Source organism: Faecalicatena contorta (assembly GCF_022835095.1).
Taxonomy (GTDB): domain Bacteria; phylum Bacillota; class Clostridia; order Lachnospirales; family Lachnospiraceae; genus Faecalicatena; species Faecalicatena contorta.
Genome location: NZ_BQNQ01000001.1, coordinates 395,547 through 422,192, shown reverse-complemented (window position 1 = coordinate 422,192; position 26,646 = coordinate 395,547). Strand labels below are relative to the sequence as shown.

The window sequence follows — 26,646 nt, the reverse complement described above, 5'->3', positions numbered from 1 at the left end:
GAATTCAGACCCCTTGTAGGTAAGAGGTCTGTCATTTCATTGGTTTATTACATTATTTCAATCCTCACTTATATCGTTGAACGGCTGATATCAAGTACCTTATACTGAATCTGCCCAGCCTGTGTCTCTACCTCTACTAAATCTCCTGCTTTCTTGCCCATCAATGCCTGCCCTACCGGAGATTCATTGGATATCTTTCCTTCCAGACTATTTGCTTCTGTTGAACCAACAATTTTGAATTCCATTTCCTCATCAAACGTGATATCAAATACTTTTACTTTACATCCTACATTGATTTTGTCAAAATCTACCTCGTCTTCAACAACGACCTCGGCATTTTTAAGGATGCCCTCCAGCTCTTCGATACGGGCCTCAATATCGCGCTGCTCGTCTTTTGCCGCATCGTACTCTGCATTCTCGGATAAATCCCCCTGCTCTCTTGCTTCCTTAATCTTTGCTGCGACCTCTTTCCTTTTAACGACCTTCAGATTCTCCAGCTCGTCTTCCAGTGCCTTCAGTCCTGCATAAGTAAGTAACCTTTTCTTTGCTTCTGCCATGTTAACTGCTCCTTTTCCTTTCCTTTTCTTTCCTCTTATCGTGTTCTTTCATTTATTAAGCTTTATTGCCTCTGATCAGCGTTCCAATGCGCTGATTCTAGTGTACTGCAACATTGAGATTTAGCCTAATAGCGCAGAATAATTCTCAGAGGCTTTTTACATGCTGAATCTGGAAATTTAGGCTAGCTATTAGGCTGAATATCAATGAGACAGTACACCAGTCCTGTTTAAATTTATATTTCACAATTTCAATATTATAACCAATCCCTATAGCGATGTCAAGGTATTTTCAAGTTCTTCATATGTCTCTACCTTATTAATGGCATCTCTCAGCCTTGCGGCGCCGTGAAGTCCTTTTACATACCAGGCCACATGCTTGCGCATTTCCCGAATTCCAAGGTATTCTCCTTTGTATTCAAGCTGGAGGGCGGCGTGCCGGAGCATGGTTTTCTTAATCTCACCAAGGGAAGGTCTGGGCGGAAGCGTGCCCGTCTGTTCATAGGCTGTGAGCTCAGAAAATATCCAGGGGTTGCCCTGGGCGCCTCTGGCTATCATGACTCCGTCACAGCCCGTCTGCTCGCGCATGGCAATGGCCCTTTCCCCCGATGTGACATCTCCATTTCCTATGACCGGAATGGACACAGCATCCTTTACTTTGCTGATGATTTCCCAGTCCGCCTTTCCGGAATAGTACTGCTCTCTTGTTCTTCCGTGAACTGCGATGGCTGCTGCTCCTGCTTCCTCAATAATTTTAGCAATCTCCACGGTATTCACATGCTGCTCATCAAACCCTTTTCTGATCTTCACGGTTACCGGTTTTTCGATTGCTTTTACCACCGCGCTCACCAGTTCGAATACCAGCTTTGGATTCTTCATCAGTGCGGATCCCTCCCCATTGCGGACTACCTTGGGAACCGGACAGCCCATATTGATATCCAGGATAGCAAATGGACGCTCTTCTATTCTTTTTGCCATTTCACTGACAATTTTGGGATCAGAACCGAACAGCTGCAGAGAGGCAGGCATTTCATCCGGATGGATCTCCAAAAGGCTTTCCGTATTCTTATTGTTATAGAGGATTCCTTTCGCGCTTACCATTTCCATACAGACAAGGCCGGCGCCCTGCTCTTTGCAGAGCAAGCGAAATGGCAGGTCTGTTACTCCTGCCATGGGTCCTAGTATATAAGAATTCTGTAGCTGCACATTGCCGATTTTCAATTGTTTCATGTCTATTATCTCACTATTTTCTATTTTTATTATAAATCAGACGAAGCCCGTCCAATGTCAGATCCGGCCTGTATGCGTCTATACTTCTGGTTTCCTTCGCAATAATTTTGCCAAGGCCGCCCGTTGCTACTACAGTGGCCTTATCATAACCGGATTCTTCCTTGATCTTCTCTATAATATACTCGGTCTGGCCGATTGCCCCGTAGACAAGTCCTGCCTGCATACTGGAGACCGTCTCCTTTGCCAGGATGGACGGCGGCTTTTTGATCTCGATAGCCGGAAGCATAGCAGCTCCGCCCCATAGGGAACGCCCGGCTGTCTCAATCCCGGGCGCGGTAATACCCGCTTCAAAAGTCCCCTTCGGCCCGATCAGGTCATACGTGGTCGCAGTCCCGAAGTCCACAACAATCACCGGTCCTCCGTAGAGCTCATATCCCGCTACTGCGTCCACAATACGGTCCGGACCGATCTCCTTGGGATTCTCCGTCACAATCCGGATTCCCGTTTTAATTCCTGCAGAAACAACCAGCGGTTTTACATCCAGATACTTGATGATTCCATTTACCAATGAGTGCATAATATCCGGTACTACCGATGCTATAATCACCGCGTCTACATCTTCCGCCTCCACATCCCGGTGCTCCAGTATACCGCAGATCGTAAAGCCATACTCATCCGAGGTCCTGGGGCGCTTTGTAGTCATGCGGAAGGTTCCAACCAGTTTATCATGATCGAATACACCTAGTGTTATATTTGTATTTCCTACATCAATCGTCAGTAACATCCATATCCTCCCCTAAACAGAATACCTTATAGAACAGTTCCAGCGACTCAAAAAGTTCCGACTTCGTACGCTGGAGTTCCTTGATCTTCAGCACGCTGCCTATCTCATCAAATGTAAAATCATCCTCCCTGTGGTCTACCCGCAGTTCCAGATTTCCCTGCTCGTCGTAAACCACCATCAGCACTCCGCCCACATCCTCTGTGTACAGCACACACATAATCTGAAGTTCCTGCTGTATGCTGTCCGGGAGTGTTTCAAACTCGGGGTTCAAATAAAACTTCTGCTCGTATGAGCTGGCCCCGCAAAGAACAACTTCTTCTTCCATGATTCGTCCTTTCCTGCAAAGGGGTCTGACCCCTTTGCTTACCATTTTCTGAATATTCTCAAAATTTAGACGTATCCGTACACTCCCCGCACGGATACTTCGCCGGCAAAAATTGCCTCTTCTGTTCCGTCTTTACGGCGTACTAATAATTCGCCTTGTTCGTTTATTCCAAGCGCCACTGCGTTATATTCTTCTTTCCCTCCCAGAATCCGCACTTCTTTGCCGCGGTTAACCAGCAGAGTATTGTATTCTTCACGCATGCTTTCCAGATTCTGGTCTTCGATGAATAAGCCGTAGTATTTCTCAAATTCTTTCATTGTAGATGCTATGATTTCGCTTCGCCTTATTACATGTCCTGTTTCCAGACGAAGAGAGGTTGCCTTATCCCTTATCTCCTCCGGAAGATACTCCATGTTCACATTGATTCCCACACCGATTACTACGTGATTGATATAGTCAATCTCTGTACTCATTTCCGTCAGAATGCCAACCAGTTTCTTCCCATTCAGGATGATATCATTCGGCCATTTAATCTGTACGTTCAAACCGGTGCATTCCTTGAGGCTCCTGACAACGCTCAAGGCCATTACCAAAGTCAGCATAGGCGCTTTCACCGGCGGAATCTCCGGCCGGAGCAGAATTGACATATACACACTGCTGCCCGCTGGTGACTCCCATCCTCTTCCACGGCGGCCTCTTCCGGCACTTTGCTGGCCGGCCGTGATCAGGGTTCCATGGGGAGCTCCCTCTTCTCCAAGTTGTTTTGCCCGGATGTTGGTGGAATCCGTTGTATTATAATAGTAGATTTTCTGTCCTGCCCACTCGGTGTCGATCATACTGACGAGCTCTTCTCTGGAGATAATATCCGGACTCTCCACAATATGATAGCCGCGGTTTCGGACGGCTTCTACCTGATAGCCCTCTTCTTTCAGCTGATTGATTGCTTTCCAGACAGCAGTCCGGGAAACTCCGAGTTTCTCACACAACTGCTGGCCGGACACATAATCATTGCTTTCACGCAGCATTTTTAATATTTCTGCCTTCAAAAGTTCACCCCAAACTCAAACGGAGGGTATGGGGGTCAGACCCCTTTTGCAAAGGGGTCTGACCCCATTGCCCTCCGTTTTCTGAATATTCTTAAAATTCTCCCAAAGTCGCAACCATAACTGCCTTGATGGTATGCATTCTGTTTTCTGCCTCGTCAAATACTTTGGACTGCACGGACTCGAATACTTCATCCGTAACTTCCATATCCGTGATGCCGAACCTTTCTCCCATTTCTTTTCCGATCTTTGTCTTCAGATCGTGGAATGCCGGCAGGCAGTGCAGGAAGATTGCGCCCTCGCCTGCATTGCCCATAATTTCTTTTGTTACTTTATATGGGGAAAGTTCTTTAATACGCTCTTCCCATACTTCGTCAGGCTCACCCATGGATACCCAAACATCTGTGTAGATTACATCCGCATCTTTTGTCCCTTCCATGGCGTCCTCGGTCAGTGTGATTGTTGCTCCTGACTCTGCCGCATATCCTCTGCAGACATCAACCAGCTCCTGGCTCGGGAAATACTTTGCAGTGGTACATGCTACAAAGTGCATCCCCATCTTTGCACATGCAATCATCAGGGAGTTGCCCATATTGTATCTTGCATCTCCCATATATACCAGCTTGATTCCTTTTAATTTTCCGAAATGCTCCCGGATCGTTAGTAAATCTGCCAGCATCTGGGTCGGATGGTACTCGTTTGTCAGGCCGTTCCATACAGGAACTCCTGCATATTTTGCCAGTTCCTCCACGATCTCCTGGCCGAAACCGCGGTATTCGATGCCGTCATACATTCTTCCCAGCACTCTTGCGGTATCCTCGATGCTCTCTTTTTTCCCGATCTGCGATCCACTGGGATCCAGGTAAGTAGAACCCATTCCCATGTCGTGCGCCGCTACCTCAAATGCACAGCGCGTTCTAGTGCTTGTCTTCTCAAAAATAAGGGCCACATTCTTTCCTTTATAATAATCCACAGGCACCCCGTTTTTCTTCTTCTCTTTCAAATCTGACGCAAGGTCAAGCAGATAGGTAATCTCTTCCGGGGTAAAATCCTTCAGTGTCAAAAAGTTTCTTCCTTTTAAATTCATTGTGTTGTCCCTCCCTATATTCATAAGTACATGTGTAAATCTCGGCAGATGAATCTTGTCGGCAAGCGCTTCATACCGTTCGGCTGTCAGGTTGTATAATTCATCCGTCGTATAGATCTGATACTTGGGAATACGCATCTGCTTCGCGCTCGCCTCCAGCATCGCCATATACAAAGCCTTTACGGTAAATGTCAGCGGCAGCTTCAGTACGAAAGCCATTTCCGCTTTTTCTATCTCTGTGATATCCGCCAGCTGTTCCTCAAACCAGCTATCCTCATGAGTCTGTGCCACATAATAAATAAAACCCTCCAGGCCATAAAGCATTCGCTTTGCATCAAAATAACCGATTTTCAGATTCTGCCGGCTCCGCTTGCTCTCAAAATCTATGATACTGCCCAGTCCAACCCGCGGACCAATCTGATACTTCTCAGCCCCTTCGGGCAGCTTCACTCTGGGCTCTCTGCCGGGCCCGTAAATACGGATCTCAATAATGTCCGTATACCCCCGTTTGACCAGGGACTTCAGCGGCACATTATTTACCACACCGCCGTCAATATATCGTTTCCCATGCAGCTTTTCATTCTTAAATCCCAGCAGGTACGCACTTGCAAGCAGAAAATCTTCCAGCATCCCTTTCGGTATATCATCCAGGCTCAGATCCAGTTCTTTAAAATCAGTGAGAGAAAATGTCAGGAGACAGAATTCTTTCCCGGAACTGCGGATCTTCTCCTCATCAATCACCTCATGAATCAGCTTCCTCAGCGGAGTTACATCCACACCGCCATCCGACAGCCGCTTCCAGATCTCCGCGATCACTTCTGTAAACTTGTTCTCATGGCTGAACAGACGCTCCATCCAGTCATCATCCACATCCATCACCTTGGAAAATGTCATGCCGGTCCATATCTTTTCCGCATTCTCGACATCATCCATGCAAATAAGCGCTCCGTTCAAAGCGCCCACCGATGTACCCGCAACCGCATTCACCTTCACGCCTGCCTCTTTTAACGCCTTCCAGGCCCCGATCTGATAGGCACCTCTGGCACCTCCTCCGTCAAGTACAATCCCATATTCCTTCGATAAGTCCAGTAATGGTTCCATTTGCTCACCTCGATTTATGTTAGTATACTATATCCCGGACCAAAAATGCAACTTTCTATAAAAAGTTGGCGGAAATGTTTGTTTGGGGGGAGGCTAAAAAACCGGGAAGCCTGTACCAGGGCGGGGGGATCTATGCCATTTTAAAAATCCGCTCCGTTTACGTAAGAGGCCCTAATGGAAAAAACATAGAAAATATCGGTTCAGCGGCATGCAGCCCGAAATTTGATAATTTCGGGCCTTAGGCCGCTTCAGGATTTGACGTGAGACGTCAAGTCCTGCCCGCCATTTTCTATGTTTTTTCCTTAAGGGCCTCTAACGTAAACTCTAGGACTTTTAAAATGGCATAGATCCCCCCGCCCTGGTACAGGCTTCCCGGTTTTTTAGCTGGTGCATCCAATCGGCAGTAAAAATCCCGTCTACTTGGTGGGGTATCGAAACGGGGGCAGCGTATTGATCCGATTGGTGATACATACAACCTCCAGTAATTAGCTATTGGTATTACAGATAGATTCTGCTTATTTTTTTATCATATGCTTATAATCGTAAAGGCTATCCTTTTTTCGCGTCCCCTATATACTTTTCTTAGATTTCGTTTCTAAAATAGTATTGCAGCGCCTCCCCCATATATCTGGATGCCCCGGCCCCATACCGTTTATCCATAGCCGCTATCAAGGACTCTTTATGGAGGTACCAGTCAATCATCATCTCCCAATAATGTTCCCCCTGGTCCACATCAGGCCTTGTCTCCTGTCCCAGCTTTATAATCTCATCTAATATACTCTGCACTTCTTCCGACTTTGGGTCTCTTGTTATATCCTCATACAGTTTTGCATTCAGGGCCTCGTTTTTTTCTATATATCCACTCTTTTTTATCTGCTCCATCTTTTCCATATTCTCAGAAAAGTGCTCCATGCTATGCTTCATGGCTTCTGTATATTTTGCAACGCTTCCATATTGTTTGATTGCCATTTCCGCGATCTGGACATCGTCCTCTTTCATTTTACTTATAAATTGATCAAAATTTTCTACGCTTCCCCAATGCCTGACTACTTCTTCTGTGTTTTCCTGTTTAAAATCTTCCAGCATTTGTATATATTCACTTAAATCAAATTCTTCAAAACTCATACATGCTTCTCCTTTTTCCAGCTTTTCAAGCAGGCTTAAAAGCTTCGTAATCCTGTCACGTTTCACTTTTAACAGTTCTTTCTGCTTTTTAAATGCCTTTAGTTTATCATAATGAGGATCTTCCATAATGGCTTTTATATCCTTCAATGGAAAGTCCAGTTCCTTAAAAAACAAAATTTGCTGCAGGGTTTTCAACGCTTCATCGTCATATAAACGATATCCTGCATCGGTTACTTTCGTTGGTTTGAATACGCCTATTTCGTCATAATACTGCAGTGTCCTTACACTGATGCCAGACAGGCTGGCAACCTCTTTTACAGTTCTCATCGTAATCAACTCCTGTCTTACCGCTGTACTGTTACATTGTTATTCATCAATTTTAGTTAAACTGCATAAACGTCAGTACATGGTGTTTATAAGAATATATAGTGTGTTCGTCTGCCGGCTGTGACTGTCCGCTATATTTCTTTTATTTCATAGTACACTATCACGCAGCGTAAGAGTCAATAGTTTTTTCCAACTCACCGCTTTAATTCTAAAATAATTATATTTTGGCGTCTCTGCGTCCTTCTTACGTAAGAAATCCAGACAGAAATCCTATCTTAAAGATCTCTGTCTGGATTCTATACTGCTTATTTATTAGGGCCGAAAAACATTGCCTTCCACACTGGCTTTCACGAAATGATAAAAGACGTTATAACAACAGCCATGGTACTTAACAACGTTCCCAATAAGTAATACTCCGCAAATTCCGGTACTTTCGCAATCTTATCATATCTTGCAATTGACTTAGCGGTTAAAACCAGTCCAATCGCCGCGTATTGTCCTAAAGATATGAAAACCAACATAATAAAACGCTCTATAGTTCCAATGAACCTTCCTGCGTTATAATTCTCTTTTCTCCCCGAATCCTTATCTTTTGGCCTGTAAACCGATAGCATTTTGGATATGGCAATATTGGCAGGCTTGTGTATCATAAGCGCTGCCGTAATCCATGTGGCTAACACGGCCCCAGATATCCCTGCTGTCTCAGCAAAGTATGCAATACAGCGTACTAAATTTAATCTGCATCCATATACGGTAAAACAGTATGCAATGATAAGCAGGCTGATAATATGAAAAATTCTCTAAATATCATTCTGTGTTATTTCCCCCAACACTTTTCCTACAGTATCCAGAGCTTCCTTATATGCGTAATACCTCCCTTTTGCAAGTATACGCTGTACCGTAGACTGTTGAATCCCCATACGCCGCGCCACATTCACCTGACCGTCCTGATGTTCAAGCATATCTGCAATTACCTCTCTCTGTCTGTTACTCCAGGAACCTTTAATAACTGTCAGCAAAGTAAAAATTGTATTTATCATAATTGCAAATGACTCATTATCACCTTCAATACCAAGACGTATGTCGGCAGAGTCAATCTGTTTCCGCTTTTCGTTTTGCTTCAAATACTCTACCGCTTCCCGCGCCTTATGATACCCGGGACCGTCTGCACCTATTGCCATATCAGCGTTGATATCAGTAATGATTTCTCCTACACCAATTCCATAACGAATTTTCACCGGGTACATCTTGCTTTCTATCTCTGTAATGATCTGCAGGATATTGCCTCCGTTACACAGAAGCCCCTGGAATTCATCGCCTAAAGTTATCATGAATTTTGATGAAATGTCTTCAACATATTTCTTATTCACTTCATTCAAAACTCTTTGTAACTTTTCCTGAATCTTTTTTCTGTCATTTAACTTTTTTGAATCCTTAATATCACCTATAATCGCTATATATGGCATATAATTGAAGAAAAAGAACATAATACTGCGCCTCCATTCCTTTTCATTATATAGCCTTCCAGATGAATAATCAACAATTATGTATCATATAGGCTATAATTGTAGATTATAGCCTATACAATGCATAATATCAGAAATAATTATAAGTGAATGCACCAATTACTATAATTCCCTGCCTGTATAAAAATAGTATATCCCTCTAAAAGTAAGGCGCTTCTGCACACTCTGCTGTACTAGCCCCGGCGCTGCCTGCCCACCTCGAACATCAGCAACGCAGCAGCCACGGCGGCATTGAGCGATTCCGCCTGCCCTTCCATGGGAATTCTCACCCAGACGTCCGCTTTTTCTGCCACCTCCGGGCGCAGGCCGTTCCCCTCATTTCCAATCAGAAATGCAGTTCCGCAGCAATAATCTTCCTTATCATATGAATTTTTCCCCTCCAGGTGCGCTGCATAGACCCGGATATTTTTATTTTTCAGATAAGCAATCCCCTCCATCATATCATCCATGTACAAAAAGGGCATCCGATATACAGCCCCCATCGTAGACCGGATGGTTTTCGGATTATAAATATCCACGCAGTCACGGCTCAGCAGAATCCCCGTCACTCCCGCGGCCTCGGCTGTACGGAATATGGTTCCCAGATTCCCCGGATCCTGCAGGTTATCCAGTACCAGGATGTGCGGATTCTTCTGCCCTGCAATCTCCTCCATCGTATACGACATCTGCCGTACAACTGCCAATATCCCCTGTGGGCTCTTGGTGTCTGAGACATGCGCGAACACCGAATCCGTAAGCACTTCCGGCTGCGCGCCGTATTTCTTTAGTTCTTGCTCATGTTTCCTATAATAAGTCTCTGATACATACAGCCTGACCAGGCTCTTTTCGGGTGTCTCGCCTACCATACGGGACCCCTCTGCTACAAATACACCCTCCTGATTCCTGGCTCTGCTTTTCTTCTGAAGCTGCAGCAGCTCCTTTACTTTTTGATTGCTTGTGCTTGTAATCATACTGATACACCATTACTTTCTATAACTATATATAATTAAAACGTCTTCTCCTGAAACTTCGCCAGCACAGAATTTGCACCAATTACAATAATGATACATTCCGCCGGCAGAGGCTTGTGAGGATCAAAGGTGACATCCACTTCCTCACGCTGCATAACCCCGACCACATTAATTCCATAGCGCTCACGTACCTTCAGTTCTGCAAGACTCTTTCCTACCCAGCGTTCCGGAATCACTGTTTCAGCCATGCTGTATTCTGAAGACAGTTCGATCCAATCCGAGAATGCGGTGGATACCAGGCTCTTGGCTACCCTGCTGCCCATGTCACGCTCAGGATACACAATGGCGTCCGCACCGATTTTCTCCAGGATCATCCCCTGAAGTTCATCCCTCGCCTTGGCAAGTACATAGGGTATCCCCATCTCCTTACATGCAATAGTGGCCATAATACTGGCCTCCAGACTCTCCGATACCGCAACCACCGCTCCGTCCAGATTCCGTCCGCCCAGTGACAGAAGAGCATCCGGGTCCGCCACATCGGCTCGCATGGCATAGGATACGGAATCCGATATCTCCTGCACCTTCTCATAAGATTTATCTACCACAATCACGTCGCTGCCCAGGCTTTCCAGTGTAAGCGCCACACTGCGCCCAAAACTTCCCAGGCCAAATACTGCATACTGCTTCTTCATTTTATCTTCTCCTGACTAATCCTTTATTTTTCAGACACGCTCTAACCGAGCATAATCCGTTTTTCCGGCAGGTCCCTCAGCTGGGAAGCCGAATTGGCGCGCCCTGCAAATACGAGCGCCAGAGTAATCGGACCGATACGTCCCACATACATCAGAACCATCAGCACCGCCTGGCTTATACGGCTCAGCTCCGGCGTCAGATCCGCCGTCAGCCCGACCGTCGCCATCGCTGATGTCACTTCGTACATGATCCGCAGAAAATCTATCCCCGGCTCCAGCACCGTTATCAGTGTCACCCCTGACAGCCAAAACAAAAATGTCAGCAGAATAATCGCAATCCCCGACCGTACAACGGACGGTTCGATTTTTCTGCCAAAGCATTCCGTATCCCGCTTTCCTTTCAGCACCCCAACGCCGGTAAGCAGCAGCATGGCCACAGTCGTTGTCTTCACACCTCCGGCAGTTCCAGCCGGAGAGCCTCCTACAAACATCAGGATACATGCGAGAAGCTTGGAACCCGATGTCAGCCCGGCCTGTGACACGCTTGCAAATCCTGCCGTCCTGGTCGTAACAGACTGAAAACCGGATGCCATCAGCTTCTGCCAGAAACTCAGTCCGCCCATAGTCTCCGGGTTCTTATATTCAAGAACAAAAAATCCCAAAAATCCGGTAATTAAGAGCACTGCCGTCATAGTCAGCACGATCTTCGTCTGCAGCTTCAGGCGCATGAACAGACGCCTTGCAGGCTGTCTTTGGGTAATTACACGCTTCGTATTTGTGTAAATGTCGTGCCATACCGGAAATCCCAGGCCGCCGATCACAATGAGAAATATGGTGGTAAAACTGACAATCGGGGATTTTACATATCCCATATAACTGCTGCTTCCCAGTATATCGATCCCTGCATTGCAGAATGCCGACACCGCATGGAAGACCGAATAGCATATCCCCTCCACCAGTCCGTATTCGGGAATAAACCGAATCGAATAGAGAAGCGCTCCGATTCCTTCCACCACAAATGTTCCGCGCAGAATACGGATCACGAACTGCACCATTCCGGTCAGCGTATCCAGACTATAAGTCTGCTGGATGACCACACGCTCCTTCATTGTTATCTTCTTTTTTATAATCAGGAAGAAAGCAACCATACATGCGATCACGCCCAGGCCGCCGATCTGTATCAGCACCAGCAGAATTCCCTTTCCGATCACGGTAAACTGTACCGCAGGCGTAATTGTAACAAGCCCGGTCACACAGACAGCCGAAACAGCGGTAAACAATGCATCTGCAAAAGCAATCGGTTCCTGATTGCTGACAGGAAGCCATAAAAGCACGGCTCCCAGCAAAATAACGCCCAGAAACCCCACTGCAATTTTCTGCATGGTATTCAGGCTCATTTTTCTTAAACTTTTATTCTTCATTTCCTAACACCTTGAATTTTATTCCGGATAAACCGGTATGTCTTTTGGAGTGTTCCCGGCAGTGACTTAAAAGACCATAAAAGATCCGTATCATTTATGATTATAGGGACTATTATAAGCAGCCGCTTTGGTTATCATTCTAACACAAGCTTCCGAAAAAGGACAGTCCCGAAATCGTTCGGAACTGTCCCTTATGAGGTTATTCAGTATTTCTTTTGTATTATACAGTTATTTGGAACCCGCTCAGAACCTAACTATCTGCGTTTCTACAAAGTCTCGTACAGTACGTCTTCGGCCCAAGCTGTTACTCAGGTCATTGTTCCATATTTTCCGCTTATCATTACGGCATTCTTTACTTCCTGTACAGCTCCGTCATATTCATCTGAAAATACAAATGCCCCTCTTACACGCAGGTTCGCGAATTTAGCATCTTTATCTGCATACCAATTCGGAAAGATCTTTGTGATACCGCGGTCAAAGCCCGCGATTTAGCCCCTCTATATTCCCGCACAATCTCTATCATATTGAGATAGCTATCCGCCGGTACATAATCCGGAATAGAGTTCCAGGTTCCAAAAGCAAACCTCCCTTGGTTTTTACTCTTTGCAACTACTCTGCCCATGGATATTTCCTGAAATCATCATTATCCTGAATTACAGGGATCACTCGGCTGTCCCCGAGAGTGCAGCTTCCGGGCATGATTTCCCCGATACATCGTTCAAAGGTAACGGCATCGTATCCATGGTCTTTGAAGAAATTACAAAAAATACGGAAAAATTCTTACAGGTCTCTGCCATCTCCCTGAAGCAAAGAGAGCATATCCTTTCCTGTAATCTCTCCTATTTTTTCAAATGCCACGTTATGCTCGCAGAGTGGGAGCCGCTTTGCCTCCTTATTCCATGGACAATCTATAATATTACGGTAATCCGGCTCAAACGTTTTGATTTCCTCCTTGATTATTATATTTAGTACGGTTGACTTCCCATTTAGCATATTATATAATTTTTAAATTTGTACCGCTATCAATTGTGTGCAGCGTAAACTTTAATATATGATACTCTAGAGCGTGTCTGAAACTCCATTATCGCAATATGCTGCGAATTGGGACAACATCTTACAACAAGTAATTTCCAAACACGTTCCAGAAGGGTTGTTATGGATTCTTTTCCTGCGATTCCTTCTCTTACCTGGCATTGTCATGACCCTGCATTCGAGTTTTCCATACCGGCACAGGGAACTTTTTCTGCCCTGGGGGAGAATTATCCATTTTCTGGCAGGGAAGTATTCCTCTCCCGCCCGGACGAATTTCACGGCACCAACCAGGTTCCAGTGACAACCAGGGAGAGCTTTATTGGTTCCAGCTTGGCATCGCCCCAGGCATTTTATTAACACGCAGAAAATCGAATATGCAAAAACACTTTTGCTGGAGGGCAAATCAGTAACCGATACAGCAATCCTGCTGAATTTTACAACCAGCAGTTATTTTGTTTTTCGTGATTCATCTCTCCACCTATAGAGTTGAGAAATGAATCACTTATCCTGTTAAACTTTAAAGCGGTACCCCACTCCCCAGATAGTCTCAATGTACTGGGGATGAGAGGTATCATATTCGATCTTCTCACGGATTTTCTTGATATGCACCGTAACGGTAGCAATATCCCCGATGGACTCCATATCCCAGATCTCCTGAAAAAGTTCTTCCTTTGTGTATACATGGTTTGGATGTCCTGCGAGGAAAGTCAAAAGATCGAATTCCTTCGTGGTAAAGGATCTCTCCTCCCCATTTACCCATACCCGCCTTGCCGTTGTATCGATCTTAAGCCCTCTGATTTCGATGATTTCATTCTCTTCCACATTGCTCCCGATCAATCTCTCATAACGAGCCAAATGTGCCTTTACACGCGCCACAAGCTCACTCGGGCTGAAAGGTTTTGTCATATAATCGTCTGCGCCCAGCCCCAGTCCTCTGATTTTGTCAATGTCGTCCTTTTTTGCCGACACCATAATGATCGGCGTGTTCTTCTGGTCGCGCACCTGGCGGCAGATCTCAAATCCATCCACGCCCGGCAGCATCAGATCCAGGATAATCAGGTCATAGTCCTCTTCCAGAGCCTTTCTGCGCCCGATCTCTCCATCATTTGCAACGGCCACCTCGAAGTCGCTGAGTTCCAGGTAGTCCTTCTCAAGGTCAGCGATGCTTTCCTCGTCCTCGATAATCAAAATTTTCTTACTCATCCAACGGTACCTCCTGATATTTTCTGATTACAAAATACATTGTTGTTCCAACCCCATCCTCGCTGGTCGCCCAAATCTTTCCGCCATGCTCTTCCACGATCTTCTGTACGATAGAAAGCCCGATACCGCTTCCTCCCTTAGAAGAATTGCGTGAAGCATCCGTCCGGTAAAACCGGTCGAATATATACGGCAGATCTTTCGCGGCGATTCCCTTTCCATTATCCCCAAGTTCCACCTGGATAAAATCACCCACATCCTTTAAACTCATAGTAATCTTCCCTTTTGGTTTATCCATATATTTCAGGGAATTGGTAACAATATTATTGATAACACGCCTGAGCTGTTCCGGATCCACAATCACTTTCGAATCCGTCTCCACATAATTACAGTATGTGAATCCCACACCCTTTGCCTCCAGTTCAAGAGACAGATCATCCGCACAGTCGCCAAAATACTGCTTGGCCGATATCGTTGTAAAATTATAGGGTATACGGTTTGTATCAATTTTCGAGTACAGCGTCAGCTCATTAATAAGAAGATCCATCTCATTAGCCTTATTGTATATTGTTTTGATGTATCTGTCCATCTTTTCCGGCGTATCCGCCACACCATCCATGATCCCCTCGACATAGCCCTTAATCGCCGTAATAGGGGTCTTCAGGTCATGCGAGATATTACTGATCAGTTCCTTATTCTCTCTATCATATGCAATCTTATCCTCCGCATTCGCTTTCAGGCGCAGACGCATCTCCTCAAAATCCCGGCACAACTGCCCGATCTCATCATCCGTTTCACTTTTAATCTCAAAATCAAGATTCCCCTCTTTAATATTCCTCGCCGCCCGCTGCAGCTTCGCCAACGGAACAGACACCGTCCTGTAAATCCAGTAAATCAACAGCGCAGCCGTCATAAAGACAACCAGCAGATAAAGCTGCTGATACTCCCCAATCTCCCTGGGCGCAAACGTATGCACTGCAACCGTAGTAAAAAGCGTTGACAGAATCATCAATGTCATAAATGCAATAACCAGTTTTGTTTTAAGCTTCATCATTTCCTCAAAGGGGTCTGACCCCTTTGCCCTCCGTTTTCTGAATTTTCTGAAAAAAGCAGGCTCCCGAAGGCGCCTGCTTTATCTTTTATTTTACGCACCTAATACTGTTATATTACAGATATTTTTTCAATGCGTCAACTTTATCTAACTTTTCCCATGGTAAATTTAAATCATTACGTCCAAAATGACCGTATGCTGCGGTCTGTTTGTAGATTGGCCTGCGCAGATCCAGCATCTTGATGATGCCCGCCGGACGCAGATCGAAGTTCTCCCGGATAATCTCTACCAGCTTATCTTCGCTTACTACGCCTGTACCGAATGTATCAACCATAATGGATGTTGGCTGTGCCACTCCGATTGCGTAGGACAACTGAATCTCACATCTCTTTGCAAGGCCGGCTGCTACAATATTCTTTGCCGCATAGCGGGCTGCATATGCTGCGGAGCGGTCTACTTTCGTGCAGTCCTTTCCGGAAAATGCACCGCCGCCGTGGCGTGCCATTCCGCCGTATGTATCCACGATGATCTTACGCCCTGTAACACCGCTGTCACCGTGAGGCCCGCCAATGACAAAGCGTCCTGTTGGATTGATGAAGAACTTGGTATTCTCGTCTACCATGTCTGCCGGTATAATCTCGTCAAATACATACTTTTTAATATCTTCATGAATCTGCTCCTGTGTCACATCCGGGTCATGCTGCGTGGAAAGAACGACTGCCTCCAGTCTCTTCGGGTTATTGTTTTCATCGTATTCCACTGTTACCTGTGTCTTTCCATCCGGACGCAGGTAGGTAAGAACTCCGTCTTTTCTGATCTTAGTGAGCTGTAATGCCAGTTTATGTGCCATCGCGATTGGATAAGGCATATATTCTTCTGTCTCATCTGACGCATATCCGAACATCATTCCCTGGTCGCCTGCGCCGATTGCTTCGATCTCATCGTCTGACATCTTATTCTCTTTTGCTTCCAGCGCTTTATCCACTCCAAGTGCAATATCTACAGACTGTTCGTCAATTGCCGTGAGCACGCCGCAGGTATCCGCGTCAAAACCAAGTTTATCCTTCGTATAGCCGATCTCTCTCACCGTCTCACGCACGATTTTCTGAATATCCACATATGCTTTTGTGGTGATCTCTCCCATAACCAGAACAAGTCCTGTTGTTGTACAGGTCTCACATGCCACACGGCTCATTGGATCCTGTTCCAGCAGCGCGTCCAGAACTGCGTCTGAGATCTGATCGCACATCTTATCCGGATGTCCTTCTGTTACTGATTCTGATGTGAATAATAATTTTTCCATACTCTTTCTCCTCCTTAAATTGTCAGGACTGCTCTTTTTAGCAATCCGAATCAGCACTTTCTCTCCGGAGTCGTTTTCTTTAAATTGAATATAAAGAAAACAGCCCACAAGAAGCGGACTGTTTATATCATATAAATCAATCCTCTTATTGTTCGATTACTCGCTCAGGTTGGCACCTTCCTTTTTTGGGGTTGCCGCGGCTTCACAGATCCTTTGTATCTCCACCGCTCTGAATAAGAGAAAGCTTGCTTTATTAAATTGTTTACTATACTTCAAACCTTACACCGTATTGCGCGAAATGTCAATATATTTTCCACTATTTATAGTTTTTTTATGAGTGAGGGGCTTGGGAGTTGATGTAGGCTTGCCCGCTTTGTTCTCAAATCAAAATTCTATCTGTATGCACTTCTCCCACAGGTAATATGGACATCGGCTGCGTTGGATGCTCACCCAGCATTTTTTCCATCCAGATCATATCGTGCCATGTATCAAATTTATAACCACATTTATGGAAATGCGCATTTATTTTATATCCCATCTTCTCATGAAATGCGATGCTTTCCGGATGTGGGAAGACAATGCATGCATTCAGATTCAAAATATGCTGCTCTTTCAAAATGGCCTCCAGCTTTCCGTATAACAGCCTTCCAATCCCCTGTCCTTTATATTCCGGCCGGATATAAATAGTAGTCTCAACTGCCCAGTCATATGCTGCCCTGTCCTTAAATGGTGATACATAGCTGTATCCTGCAATTCGTCCACCATCCACAGCCGCAAGCCAGGGATACTTCTCCAGCGTCCTCTTAATCCTCCCGCAGAATTCCTCCAGCGTGGGCGGCTCATATTCAAATGTAATGGCCGTTTCTTTCACATACGGTTCATAAATGTCCAGCATTTCCTGTGCATCCCTGGTATCCGCCATACGCACAATGATTTTCTGTTTCTCCATCCTTCTGCCTCATCCTTCAAGATCTGCAGCAGACACCGCCTTCTGCAGATTTTTTCATTCTCTGCACTGCGTGCAGCCCGTTCCACATCCTTATTTCTTCTCTGTAACCACACCGTTTTCATCAATTCCCGCGTTTGGTGATAGCCCTTCCAGAAAATTATAAAATGCCGTCTGCTCCTGCTGATCACTGATATACTGTGTCGTAAATCCAGTCTGCAGACATGGCACAAAGGACATTTGCTTCAGCCCTTCTGGTGTAAGCTCCAGTTTCAGAAGCCCCGTGTACTTTGTCTCATCATTAAACCAGAAATCTCCCATACTGTAAACTACCGGTCTGCCGTCTATGTATTCAATTCCCTGAAGCACATGAGGATGCCCGCCAACCACAATGTCGGCACCCGCCTGCAGGAATTCCGCTCCCATATTGTGCTGATTTTCTTCATATGTATTGGTATCTTCCGGCCCCCAGTGTATATAAGCAATCAGATAATCACACTGCCCTGCGGCATCCGAAATCACCTGCTTATATTCTGCAGGATCATAGGCCTCCAGCACCCCCGGGGAGTCCGTCTCTGCCTTAGGGGTATAAAATACGATCTCCGCATTGGTAGCCGCCACAAAGCCGATTTTCATGCCGTTTACAACAAAATATACCGGTCTTCTTGCCTCCTCACTGTTTCTGCCGCCGCCCACATAAGGAATCTCCGCCTGATCCAGAAGATCCACCGTATCCATCATGGCATCCCTTCCATAATCATAAATGTGATTATTGGCCAGTGAGACCAGATCCGTTCCCATTTCCTTCAGAAGTCCCATCCGTTCCGGCTTCGCACGGAATGTATAAAGCTTCCCTTCCAGCGGCTCGCCTCTGTCACTGATACAATACTCGTGGTTCAGATAAAAAATATCCGCGTCATTGGACATCTGCAAGATCTCAGGCGAAATACACTGTGACAAGTCATTCACCGTATCATAATGATCCAAAACAAATCCATCCTCAGCAAAACACAAATCCCCGGCAATCACTACCTCCGCCTGATCCGTCTTCCCATCCTGCAGAAAAATCCCCTGTTCTTTGGCGGTTTGCGCATCATCGAGTTTCCCTTCATACCTGTCACGAAGCACATGTATTGTCTCCCCCAAAGCCTCATAAATTCCTTCCCCAGAAATCTGCCCTTTCCGTACACGCTTCAAAATCGCTTCCCGTTTCCCGGAATAAGTATCCATAACCCAGGCTCCAAAAGACTTCCTGCTGTCCCCCTGCTTCTCCGCCGAAACAGAAACCGTCTCCTCCATATCACCAAAAGTCTTAACAAAACAAGCCTGAACCGCATTCACGCCCCTCTCAAGCTCTTGGGCCGCCAAACGCCGCCGATGTCCCCTTATCCCCAGACTCACCGCCAGAACAATCACAACAACAACACACCCGCCAAAAACCGCCGCCCTGCGCCGCACCTCCCTCTTCCGTTTCTCCAGCCTCTGTCTGCGCAATTCCGCATCATACCTGTCACTGCCCATAACTCAAATCCTCTTTCTGTAAATTCCAGTTCTGCTCATTAGCGCCCAACCGCCCCGCAGAATCCCTCTTCCTCCAGTAGCTTCACTCTTTCAAAACAAACTGCCATATATCCTTAAGAAAACAATCCCACACTCCTGGTAAAAAGTCAACCCCTAACTCCGCCGCCCCCGCCCAAAAGCCTTCCGGGTGCAAAACGTCCCGCCTTGATAAGCCCAGCCCCGGCTGTATGGAAGGGTGTGCTTCCCGCGTGCGTAAATAGGGACATTAGATTTACTTATATGAAAATACGGAAAAATGCAGGTCAAAACTATGATTCCGAATCATAGTTTTGCGCCGGCCTGACGCGTGAAATCCATCAGGATTTCACGTGGCATGCCGGCGTTGCCTGCATTTTCCCGTATTTTCATATTAGTAAATCTTATATCCCTATTCCCGAGCGCGGGAAGCACACCCTTCCATACAGCCGGGGCGGAAACTTTTCCAAGCCCTCCCGTTTCTCACCCAACTTTAAACTTGAACTTCTGTATCTCTTTTTCGCTGGATACTTTTTCAATCATCCCGCCCAGCCCGCGGAGTTTTTCTTCAAATCTCTCATAGCCTCTTTGGATATAGACAATATCATCAATGATCGTAATCCCGTCTGTTGCCAGGCCCGCAATGCAAAGAGCTGCCCCTGCCCGCAGATCCGGAGCGCTCACCCGTGCACCGGAAAGCTTCTCCACACCTTCAATCGTCGCAGAATTGCCTTCTACCTTAATCACCGCGCCCATTCTGGCAAGTTCATCCAAATATTTAAAACGATTCTCGAAAATACTTTCTGTAATTGTGCTTGTTCCTTTTGCCAGAGCCAGCGTCACGCCGATCTGAGGCTGCATGTCTGTCGGATAGCCAGGATAAGGCAGTGTCTTAACCTGTGTGGAAGACAGTCTCCTTTTCGCTACAACACGCACTGCGTCGTCAAACTCTTCTATTTCACAGCCAATATCAACCAGCTTGGAAATCGTTGCATCCAAATGTTTCGGAATTACATTCAAAACCGTAACATCACCCAAAGTTGCTGCTGCCGCGAACATAAATGTCCCTGCCTCAATCTGGTCTGGGATGATGGAGTATTCCGTCTTGTGAAGAGACTTCACACCACGGATCTTAATCACATCCGTTCCCGCTCCCTTGATATTGGCTCCCATACTGTTCAGGAAGTTGGCAACATCAACAACATGCGGTTCCTTGGCAACGTTCTCCATAATTGTCAGGCCGTCAGCCATGGCTGCAGCCATCATTACATTGATGGTAGCCCCTACGGTTACAACATCAAAATAAAGATGGGTTCCTCTGAGAACCTCTGCTTCTGCCACAATCTTACCGTGCTCAATATCCACGTCAGCACCCAACGCACGGAATCCCTTCAAATGCTGGTCTATCGGACGGCTGCCGATATTGCACCCGCCCGGAAGTGCTACTTCTGCTTTTCTGTATTTCCCAAGCAGAGCACCTAACAGATAGTAGGACGCTCTGATCTTCTTTATATAATCATATTCGATATTAAAGTCGCCGATCGTGCTTCCGTTAATCTTTACTGTGTGCGGATCCACTCTCTGCACCGTAGCGCCGATTCCCGCTATGGCCTCCAGCATCACATTAATATCATTTACATCCGGCAGATTGTCAATCAGGACTGTCTCGTCCGTCATAATCGCCGCTGCCAGAATAGCAAGTGCCGCATTCTTGGCTCCGCCTATCTCAACTTCCCCTACAAGCGGACTGCCGCCTTTAATAATATATTGCTCCATATTGCACCTCGATTATCCGATATTGTTATCGTGATCCCTTATCATTATTCCCCTGTTACTTATTCAAGTCCAATTTTCAATATGCTAAGACATTATACCATAAAATGAAAATTTGTAAAATCATTTTTTCCCGTACTTCCGTCAATCCACTTATCTTCCAGGATCTTCCACAGCGTTTAGTACGTTCTCTATGGTCTGTTCAATCCGGCATCCATCTTCGGAAATGGTAATATCCGCATACATTTCAAACAGCTTCGTCCGCTCATTATACAGGTCACGGAACGTCTGCCCTTCTTTCAGGACAACTCCGCGCTTTTTGGGACTTCGAATCCTTCTTTTTATTGTTTGATAAGAAGCCTTCAAATATACGACCGTTCCGGTTTCTTTAAAATGCCTCATCGCCTCTTCACAGTAAATCACACTGCCGCCCGGCGATATTACAGCATTTTTTACATCCAAATCACGGTTGACCTGATTTTCAATTTTCAGGAATCCCTCTTCTCCAACATCTGCAATAATCTCGCGCAGGAGCCTATCCTCTTGCTCTTGGATCAGCAGATCTGTATCAACAAACTTCATGCCCAGCCTTTTCGCCACAACAACACCGACTGTGCTCTTTCCGACTGCCGGCATGCCAATAAAAATAAGATTTTTTTTCATGAGTATATCCACCTTGATTTATCCTGACTTATTCATGATTCTGCAGTCTCACTGCAGATCCGCCCGCAGGGCATATTTTACGGGATGCCCTTTGGACAGTAATACATCTTGCGACATTATATCATATTTTTTTTAATTAGTAAAATTTGCGCCTGCATCGCCGGTTATCGCACCTGCGTTTATACAATTCCTGATACAGCATTACTTCCACCATATCACGCAGCCAGTTCTGTCCCCCAGGCCCCTGAGGCGGACGGTTCTGCGGAGGACGGCCCGGTCTTGGCGGACGGTTATCCTGCGGTGGACGCCCTGGTCTCGGCGGGCGGTTATCCTGCGGAGGACGCCCTGGTCTCGGCGGGCGGTTATCCTGCGGCGGACGCCCCGGTCTCGGCGGGCGGTTATCCTGCGTCGGACGCCCCGGAAGGTGTATAGCCTGCTCTTCCATGATATCTTCCGTAAACATCTCCTCTTCCATCATCTCTTCTGGAAAAACGTCCTCATATCCTTCCCCATAAAACATCTTTTCGTGTTTACGTACATTATCATAGATCCGGCTGCACATCATACGCAGCTGCAGTTTATCCGGATATTCGTCATACATCATGCTGCAATCGTACTCCATTCTGTCACACTCATCTTCTACATAAGGAAGGATTTTTTTAGCCATTGACGGATAAAGACTTTTCATATACTCAAAGTCTCTCCGCTCAATTTTCTCATCATCATACGCAAGCGGCATAGGATATGCCATGTAATAAGGCAGTTTTGGATTCATAATACACACTTCCATTTCAAGACATTATATGGTTAGTATATGCTGTTGGTGGAGAATCGTTAATTCACGGGTGTATTCTATTATAAATTTATAAATTAGGAAAGAATACTTTCATATTACAGAATAAATTGAATAAGTCCGCCTCAACTCCCCCCCTCACTCATAAAGGGCCTACACACTTTGGCTCCGCCGCTTTGCGGCCATATACCTAATCGCGGCATGTGCTTCCGCCCCATCATCCATATGTAATCCCATGCTGGCCACAAAAAAGCAGCCGTTATTACGGCTGCTTTTCCATTCACTGCCGAACAACTGCTGCTTCATGATGCAAACGAGCTTTTTATTTTATGCATTCCTGCTTTTTATTATAATGATGTGCCTCTTCCAACATCATATCTTTCACCTTCATCAGACGAATCTGGGTGCTTCTCTCATTTTCATCCAATTTCATGGTAATATACTTGATGTTCTTTTCTGCCTCCGGTATGATAACATGTTCCAGCGCGTTTACGCGCCTTCTTGTCTTCTCGATCTCTGCCGCCATAAGCTGACACGCTTTTTCGCACTCTGCAAGCCGTATCATATCGGGCAGTATATCTGCCAGCGACTTAACGGCCCCATCCAAGTCACTGGATGTAAAGGCAAAGCCATAGGAATAGATATCATTCTCATCTGCTGTCCTTGTCTTGTAATCAAAGGTCGGTATATCTACGCTCATGACATTCTTTTCCTTCGGAACCAGATTGATCTCCTGCTTTGGCGCCATGAGTGCTGTATTCAGCGCTGCCTCGGACATCCCTGCTTTGGCTATAACAAAGTTTTTGTTGGCAGAAAGGATTCCGGCTTCCACCCTCAAACGAACCTCCATGTTCTCCCGCACCAGTTCCAGATACTGGCGCATCAGCTCATCCCGTTTATCTTTCAAAAGCTTGTGGCCGCGGATGGCAGTCAGTCTTTTTTTCTTCAATCGGGTCAGTTCCATACGGGTTGGGTTAACCTGTGTTGATGCCAAATGTAATCACCTCTCTTTTTTATGCCGCCTGCTGCGTTTCCCTTATTCTTTCCCGTAATACAGGTCTAAGAACTTGTCGTCTATACGTTTCAGTTCTGCTCTTGGCAGCATGGAGAGTAATTTCCATCCGATATCCAACGTCTCTTCAATGCTTCGGTCTGTCTGGTATCCTTGTGATACATATTCATGTTCAAATGCATCTGCAAACTTTGCATAGATCAAATCAACATCTGTCAGAGCGGCTTCACCGAGAATCACCATCAGCTCTTTGGCATCCTTACCTCGTGCATAAGCCGCAAACAGCTGGTTCATCGTATTGGAATGGTCGGCGCGCGTCTTGCCTTCGCCGATTCCTTTATCCTTCAGACGCGACAGGGAGGGCAGTACGTCGATAGGAGGTGTAACACCTTTTCTGTACAGATCACGGCTCAAGATGATCTGGCCCTCCGTAATATACCCCGTCAGGTCAGGAATTGGGTGTGTCTTATCGTCTTCGGGCATGGTCAGGATCGGGATCATTGTGATACTTCCCTTTTTGCCATTCTGCCGGCCAGCTCTCTCATACAGCGATGCCAGGTCCGTATACATATATCCCGGATACCCGCGGCGCCCCGGAACCTCTTTACGGGCTGCGGAAACCTCACGCAGGGCATCCGCGTAGTTTGTGATATCGGTCAGGATAACAAGCACATGCATATCCTTTTCAAAAGCGAGGTATTCCGCCGCTGTCAGTGCCATACGCGGTGTCGCAATACGCTCGATAGCGGGGTCATTTGCCAGATTGACAAACAAAACGGTTCTATCAATGGCTCCTGTTGCTTTAAAGCTCTCTATAAAAAAGTTGGACTCTTCAAACGTGATACCCATTGCAGCAAATACAACGGCAAAATTCTCGTTCGTACCCAGTACCTTTGCCTGTCTTGCAATCTGCGCGGCAAGCTGGGCATGGGGCAGGCCGGAAGCCGAAAATATGGGCAGCTTCTGCCCCCTTACCAGGGTGTTCAGGCCGTCAATTGCAGAAACACCCGTCTGGATAAACTCCTCCGGATAGTTTCTGGCAGCCGGGTTCATAGGCAGGCCGTTAATATCCATGCGTGCATCCGGAAGAATCTCCGGCCCCTCGTCGATCGGACGGCCCAGGCCGTCGAATACACGCCCCAGCATATCCTCAGAAACTCCAAGTTCCATGCTGCGTCCCAGAAAACGGACTTTACTGTTTGACAGGTTAATACCTGTTGCACTTTCAAATAACTGTACCAGAGCGTCATTTCCGTTAATCTCCAGCACCTTGCAGCGCCTTGTTTCGCCGTCTGCAAGCTCGATCTCTCCCAGTTCATCGTAGGTGACATTTTCCACGCCGCGCACTAACATCAGAGGACCGGCTACTTCCTGTATGGTTCTATACTCTTTTGGCATTAGAAGTCCTCCTTCCCGATTGTGTTGGCAATTTCCATATGCAGCTCTTTCTTCACTTCCTCGTATGCACTGTCCAGCTGGTCCTCATGTGTATACTTAAAACGGCCGATCTGCTCGCGAACCGGCATACTAATCAGCTTCTGCAGCGAAGCGCCTTCCGCAAGCGCCGCTACGGCCTGTTCATAGAAAGCCATAACCAGTTTCATCATCATATGCTGCTTTTTGAGTGAGGTGTAAGTATCCACCTCATGGAAGGAGTTCTGATGCAGGAAATCTTCCCGGATAGAACGTGCGGCTTCCATCTTGAGGCGGTCACTCGGGGACAGGGCGTCCATACCAACCATTTTCACGATCTCTTCCAGCTCTGCCTCTTCCTGAAGAAGTGACATCATCTTCTGGCGGTTTTCCATCCAGTCAGGTGCAACTTTGGCATTGAACCATTTTTCCATATCATCCAGATATAGTGAATAACTGTTCAGCCAGTTGATCGCAGGGAAATGCCTCTTATACGCAAGCGCAGAATCCAGTCCCCAGAATACTTTCACGATACGAAGCGTTGCCTGTGATACCGGTTCGGAAATATCACCGCCGGGAGGCGATACCGCTCCGATCGCGGACAGCGCGCCTTCCCTGCCGTCTTTTCCAAGGCAGATCACATGGCCGGCCCTTTCATAGAACTGTGCAAGACGGCTGCCCAGATATGCGGGGTAGCCTTCCTCACCAGGCATCTCTTCCAAACGCCCGGACATCTCCCGAAGGGCCTCTGCCCAGCGGGATGTTGAATCTGCCATTAAGGCTACTGAGAATCCCATATCTCTGAAGTATTCTGCGATTGTGATTCCTGTATATATAGAGGCTTCACGGGCTGCCACAGGCATATCGGATGTATTTGCTATCAGCACCGTCCGCTCCATCAGTGACTGTCCCGTCTTCGGATCCTTCAGTTCCGGGAACTCGTTCAGAACATCCGTCATCTCATTGCCGCGCTCGCCGCATCCGATATAAACAACGATATCTGCTTCCGCCCATTTTGCAAGCTGATGCTGTATGACTGTCTTCCCGCTTCCGAATGGGCCCGGAACCGCTGCCACACCACCCTTTGCGATAGGAAAGAAGGTATCTACAACACGCTGCCCTGTAACAAGCGGCATTTCAGGCGGCAGTTTTTTCTGGTAAGGCCGCCCTCTTCGAACCGGCCATCTCTGCATCAGGGTCAGATTCTTATCACCGTCCGATGTCTCAACTACTGCAACGGTCTCTTCCACCGTAAATTCACCGGCTTTGATTTCTTTAATTTTTCCTTTTATGCCATAAGGCACCATGATTTTCTGCTGAACAACGATCGTTTCCTGCACCGTGCCGATGATATCCCCGGCCTCTACTTCATCGCCAGCAGCCACTGTAGGGACAAACTCCCATTTCAAATCTCTTTTCAAAGATGATACTTCCACTCCACGTTTCAGATTGTTTCCGGAAATCTTCATGATATCATCCAACGGCCTCTGGATTCCGTCATAGATACTGCTGATCAAGCCAGGCCCTAATTCCACAGACATGGGAACTCCCATAGACTCTACTGGTTCTCCGGGCCCCAGTCCTGAAGTCTCCTCATAAACCTGTATAGAAGCCTCATCTCCATGTATCTCTATGATCTCACCAATCAGTCTTTGATTACTGACACGAACGACGTCAAACATATTCGCGTCACGCATACCCTCTGCAATAACCAGAGGTCCTGCAACTTTTTTAATTACTCCTGTACTCATTCGAACCT

25 protein-coding genes, 1 pseudogene and 1 riboswitch are annotated in these 26,646 nt (G+C 46.5%); of the genes and pseudogenes, 1 reads left to right on the top strand and 25 read right to left on the bottom strand.

The genetic code is table 11. The features are described from left to right. Window positions 1–68 precede the first annotated feature (68 nt). The 13 genes from greA to MWG26_RS01815 all read right to left on the bottom strand — a co-directional run bounded on the left by greA (window position 69) and on the right by MWG26_RS01815 (window position 13,158). Window positions 69–557: a transcription elongation factor GreA gene (greA, locus tag MWG26_RS01875; protein WP_025654443.1), complete on the bottom strand. Its 489-nt coding sequence runs from the start codon at window positions 555–557 to the stop codon at window positions 69–71. A 267-nt stretch (window positions 558–824) separates the two neighbouring features. Beyond that, window positions 825–1,784 carry a tRNA dihydrouridine synthase DusB gene (gene dusB, locus MWG26_RS01870; protein ID WP_117440998.1) on the bottom strand — a complete coding sequence of 320 codons (960 nt, stop codon included), beginning with the start codon at window positions 1,782–1,784 and terminating at the stop codon, window positions 825–827. Window positions 1,785–1,797: 13 nt separating this feature from the next. Then, window positions 1,798–2,568, bottom strand: a complete 771-nt coding sequence (locus tag MWG26_RS01865; RefSeq protein WP_025654441.1) for a type III pantothenate kinase — start codon at window positions 2,566–2,568, stop codon at window positions 1,798–1,800. Continuing rightward, window positions 2,552–2,893 carry a DUF6145 family protein gene (locus tag MWG26_RS01860; protein ID WP_025654440.1) on the bottom strand — a complete coding sequence of 114 codons (342 nt, stop codon included), beginning with the start codon at window positions 2,891–2,893 and terminating at the stop codon, window positions 2,552–2,554. Before MWG26_RS01860 ends, MWG26_RS01865 begins: the two co-directional genes overlap by 17 nt. A gap of 65 nt (window positions 2,894–2,958) precedes the next feature. Continuing rightward, window positions 2,959–3,939, bottom strand: coding sequence for a biotin--[acetyl-CoA-carboxylase] ligase (locus MWG26_RS01855; protein ID WP_025654439.1), 981 nt, complete (start codon window positions 3,937–3,939; stop codon window positions 2,959–2,961). Window positions 3,940–4,030: 91 nt separating this feature from the next. Beyond that, window positions 4,031–6,124, bottom strand: a complete 2,094-nt coding sequence (gene argF, locus MWG26_RS22980; RefSeq protein WP_081733015.1) for an ornithine carbamoyltransferase — start codon at window positions 6,122–6,124, stop codon at window positions 4,031–4,033. Between the two features lie 582 nt (window positions 6,125–6,706). Next, window positions 6,707–7,576: a MerR family transcriptional regulator gene (locus tag MWG26_RS01845; protein WP_025654437.1), complete on the bottom strand. Its 870-nt coding sequence runs from the start codon at window positions 7,574–7,576 to the stop codon at window positions 6,707–6,709. Between the two features lie 347 nt (window positions 7,577–7,923). Next, on the bottom strand, window positions 7,924–8,256 hold the full coding sequence (locus tag MWG26_RS01840; protein WP_025654436.1) for a hypothetical protein: 333 nt from the start codon (window positions 8,254–8,256) through the stop codon (window positions 7,924–7,926). A gap of 120 nt (window positions 8,257–8,376) precedes the next feature. Then, a complete protein-coding gene (locus tag MWG26_RS01835; RefSeq protein WP_244062688.1) occupies window positions 8,377–9,042 on the bottom strand; it encodes a SatD family protein in 666 nt (221 codons plus the stop codon). Between the two features lie 233 nt (window positions 9,043–9,275). Further along, window positions 9,276–10,052 carry a TrmH family RNA methyltransferase gene (locus MWG26_RS01830; protein ID WP_025654434.1) on the bottom strand — a complete coding sequence of 259 codons (777 nt, stop codon included), beginning with the start codon at window positions 10,050–10,052 and terminating at the stop codon, window positions 9,276–9,278. A 35-nt stretch (window positions 10,053–10,087) separates the two neighbouring features. Then, window positions 10,088–10,744: a potassium channel family protein gene (locus MWG26_RS01825; RefSeq protein ID WP_025654433.1), complete on the bottom strand. Its 657-nt coding sequence runs from the start codon at window positions 10,742–10,744 to the stop codon at window positions 10,088–10,090. 41 nt (window positions 10,745–10,785) lie between these two features. Next, the gene (locus tag MWG26_RS01820; protein WP_025654432.1) at window positions 10,786–12,165 is read right to left on the bottom strand and encodes a TrkH family potassium uptake protein; all 1,380 of its coding nucleotides are present in this window, start codon (window positions 12,163–12,165) and stop codon (window positions 10,786–10,788) included. Window positions 12,166–12,945: 780 nt separating this feature from the next. Continuing rightward, the gene (locus MWG26_RS01815; RefSeq protein WP_244062687.1) at window positions 12,946–13,158 is read right to left on the bottom strand and encodes a hypothetical protein; all 213 of its coding nucleotides are present in this window, start codon (window positions 13,156–13,158) and stop codon (window positions 12,946–12,948) included. 162 nt (window positions 13,159–13,320) lie between these two features. Between MWG26_RS01815 and MWG26_RS01810 the strand changes: the two genes are divergently transcribed. Further along, window positions 13,321–13,554, top strand: coding sequence for a hypothetical protein (locus MWG26_RS01810; RefSeq protein ID WP_025654429.1), 234 nt, complete (start codon window positions 13,321–13,323; stop codon window positions 13,552–13,554). Window positions 13,555–13,707: 153 nt separating this feature from the next. On the opposite strand, the gene MWG26_RS01805 is transcribed toward MWG26_RS01810, so the two are convergent. The 12 genes and pseudogenes from MWG26_RS01805 to MWG26_RS01750 all read right to left on the bottom strand — a co-directional run bounded on the left by MWG26_RS01805 (window position 13,708) and on the right by MWG26_RS01750 (window position 26,638). Beyond that, on the bottom strand, window positions 13,708–14,400 hold the full coding sequence (locus MWG26_RS01805; RefSeq protein ID WP_025654428.1) for a response regulator transcription factor: 693 nt from the start codon (window positions 14,398–14,400) through the stop codon (window positions 13,708–13,710). After that, window positions 14,393–15,448, bottom strand: coding sequence for a sensor histidine kinase (locus MWG26_RS01800; RefSeq protein ID WP_025654427.1), 1,056 nt, complete (start codon window positions 15,446–15,448; stop codon window positions 14,393–14,395). The genes MWG26_RS01805 and MWG26_RS01800 overlap by 8 nt, the downstream gene beginning before the upstream one ends. A gap of 115 nt (window positions 15,449–15,563) precedes the next feature. Then, complete coding sequence (gene metK, locus MWG26_RS01795) at window positions 15,564–16,751, bottom strand: methionine adenosyltransferase (protein WP_025654426.1); 1,188 nt, start codon at window positions 16,749–16,751, stop codon at window positions 15,564–15,566. A 142-nt stretch (window positions 16,752–16,893) separates the two neighbouring features. After that, window positions 16,894–16,991: riboswitch (SAM riboswitch) on the bottom strand. 139 nt (window positions 16,992–17,130) lie between these two features. After that, window positions 17,131–17,700, bottom strand: coding sequence for a GNAT family N-acetyltransferase (locus MWG26_RS01790; protein WP_025654425.1), 570 nt, complete (start codon window positions 17,698–17,700; stop codon window positions 17,131–17,133). Between the two features lie 90 nt (window positions 17,701–17,790). Next, a complete protein-coding gene (locus MWG26_RS01785; protein ID WP_025654424.1) occupies window positions 17,791–19,218 on the bottom strand; it encodes a CapA family protein in 1,428 nt (475 codons plus the stop codon). 498 nt (window positions 19,219–19,716) lie between these two features. After that, window positions 19,717–21,009 (bottom strand): UDP-N-acetylglucosamine 1-carboxyvinyltransferase, encoded by a 1,293-nt coding sequence (locus MWG26_RS01780; RefSeq protein ID WP_025654423.1) that lies wholly within the window; start codon window positions 21,007–21,009, stop codon window positions 19,717–19,719. A 150-nt stretch (window positions 21,010–21,159) separates the two neighbouring features. Then, window positions 21,160–21,669, bottom strand: a complete 510-nt coding sequence (locus MWG26_RS01775; RefSeq protein WP_025654422.1) for a shikimate kinase — start codon at window positions 21,667–21,669, stop codon at window positions 21,160–21,162. Between the two features lie 385 nt (window positions 21,670–22,054). Then, window positions 22,055–22,444, bottom strand: a pseudogene (locus MWG26_RS22975) (hypothetical protein); the annotation flags it as partial. A 171-nt stretch (window positions 22,445–22,615) separates the two neighbouring features. Then, on the bottom strand, window positions 22,616–22,768 hold the full coding sequence (locus MWG26_RS01765; RefSeq protein WP_244062686.1) for a hypothetical protein: 153 nt from the start codon (window positions 22,766–22,768) through the stop codon (window positions 22,616–22,618). Window positions 22,769–22,784: 16 nt separating this feature from the next. Further along, on the bottom strand, window positions 22,785–23,456 hold the full coding sequence (locus tag MWG26_RS01760; protein WP_025654420.1) for a V-type ATP synthase subunit D: 672 nt from the start codon (window positions 23,454–23,456) through the stop codon (window positions 22,785–22,787). A 42-nt stretch (window positions 23,457–23,498) separates the two neighbouring features. Further along, window positions 23,499–24,872 (bottom strand): V-type ATP synthase subunit B, encoded by a 1,374-nt coding sequence (locus tag MWG26_RS01755; protein ID WP_025654419.1) that lies wholly within the window; start codon window positions 24,870–24,872, stop codon window positions 23,499–23,501. Then, entirely contained in the window at window positions 24,872–26,638 is a 1,767-nt protein-coding gene (locus MWG26_RS01750; protein WP_025654418.1) for a V-type ATP synthase subunit A, read from the bottom strand. Before MWG26_RS01750 ends, MWG26_RS01755 begins: the two co-directional genes overlap by 1 nt. Window positions 26,639–26,646 lie beyond the last annotated feature (8 nt).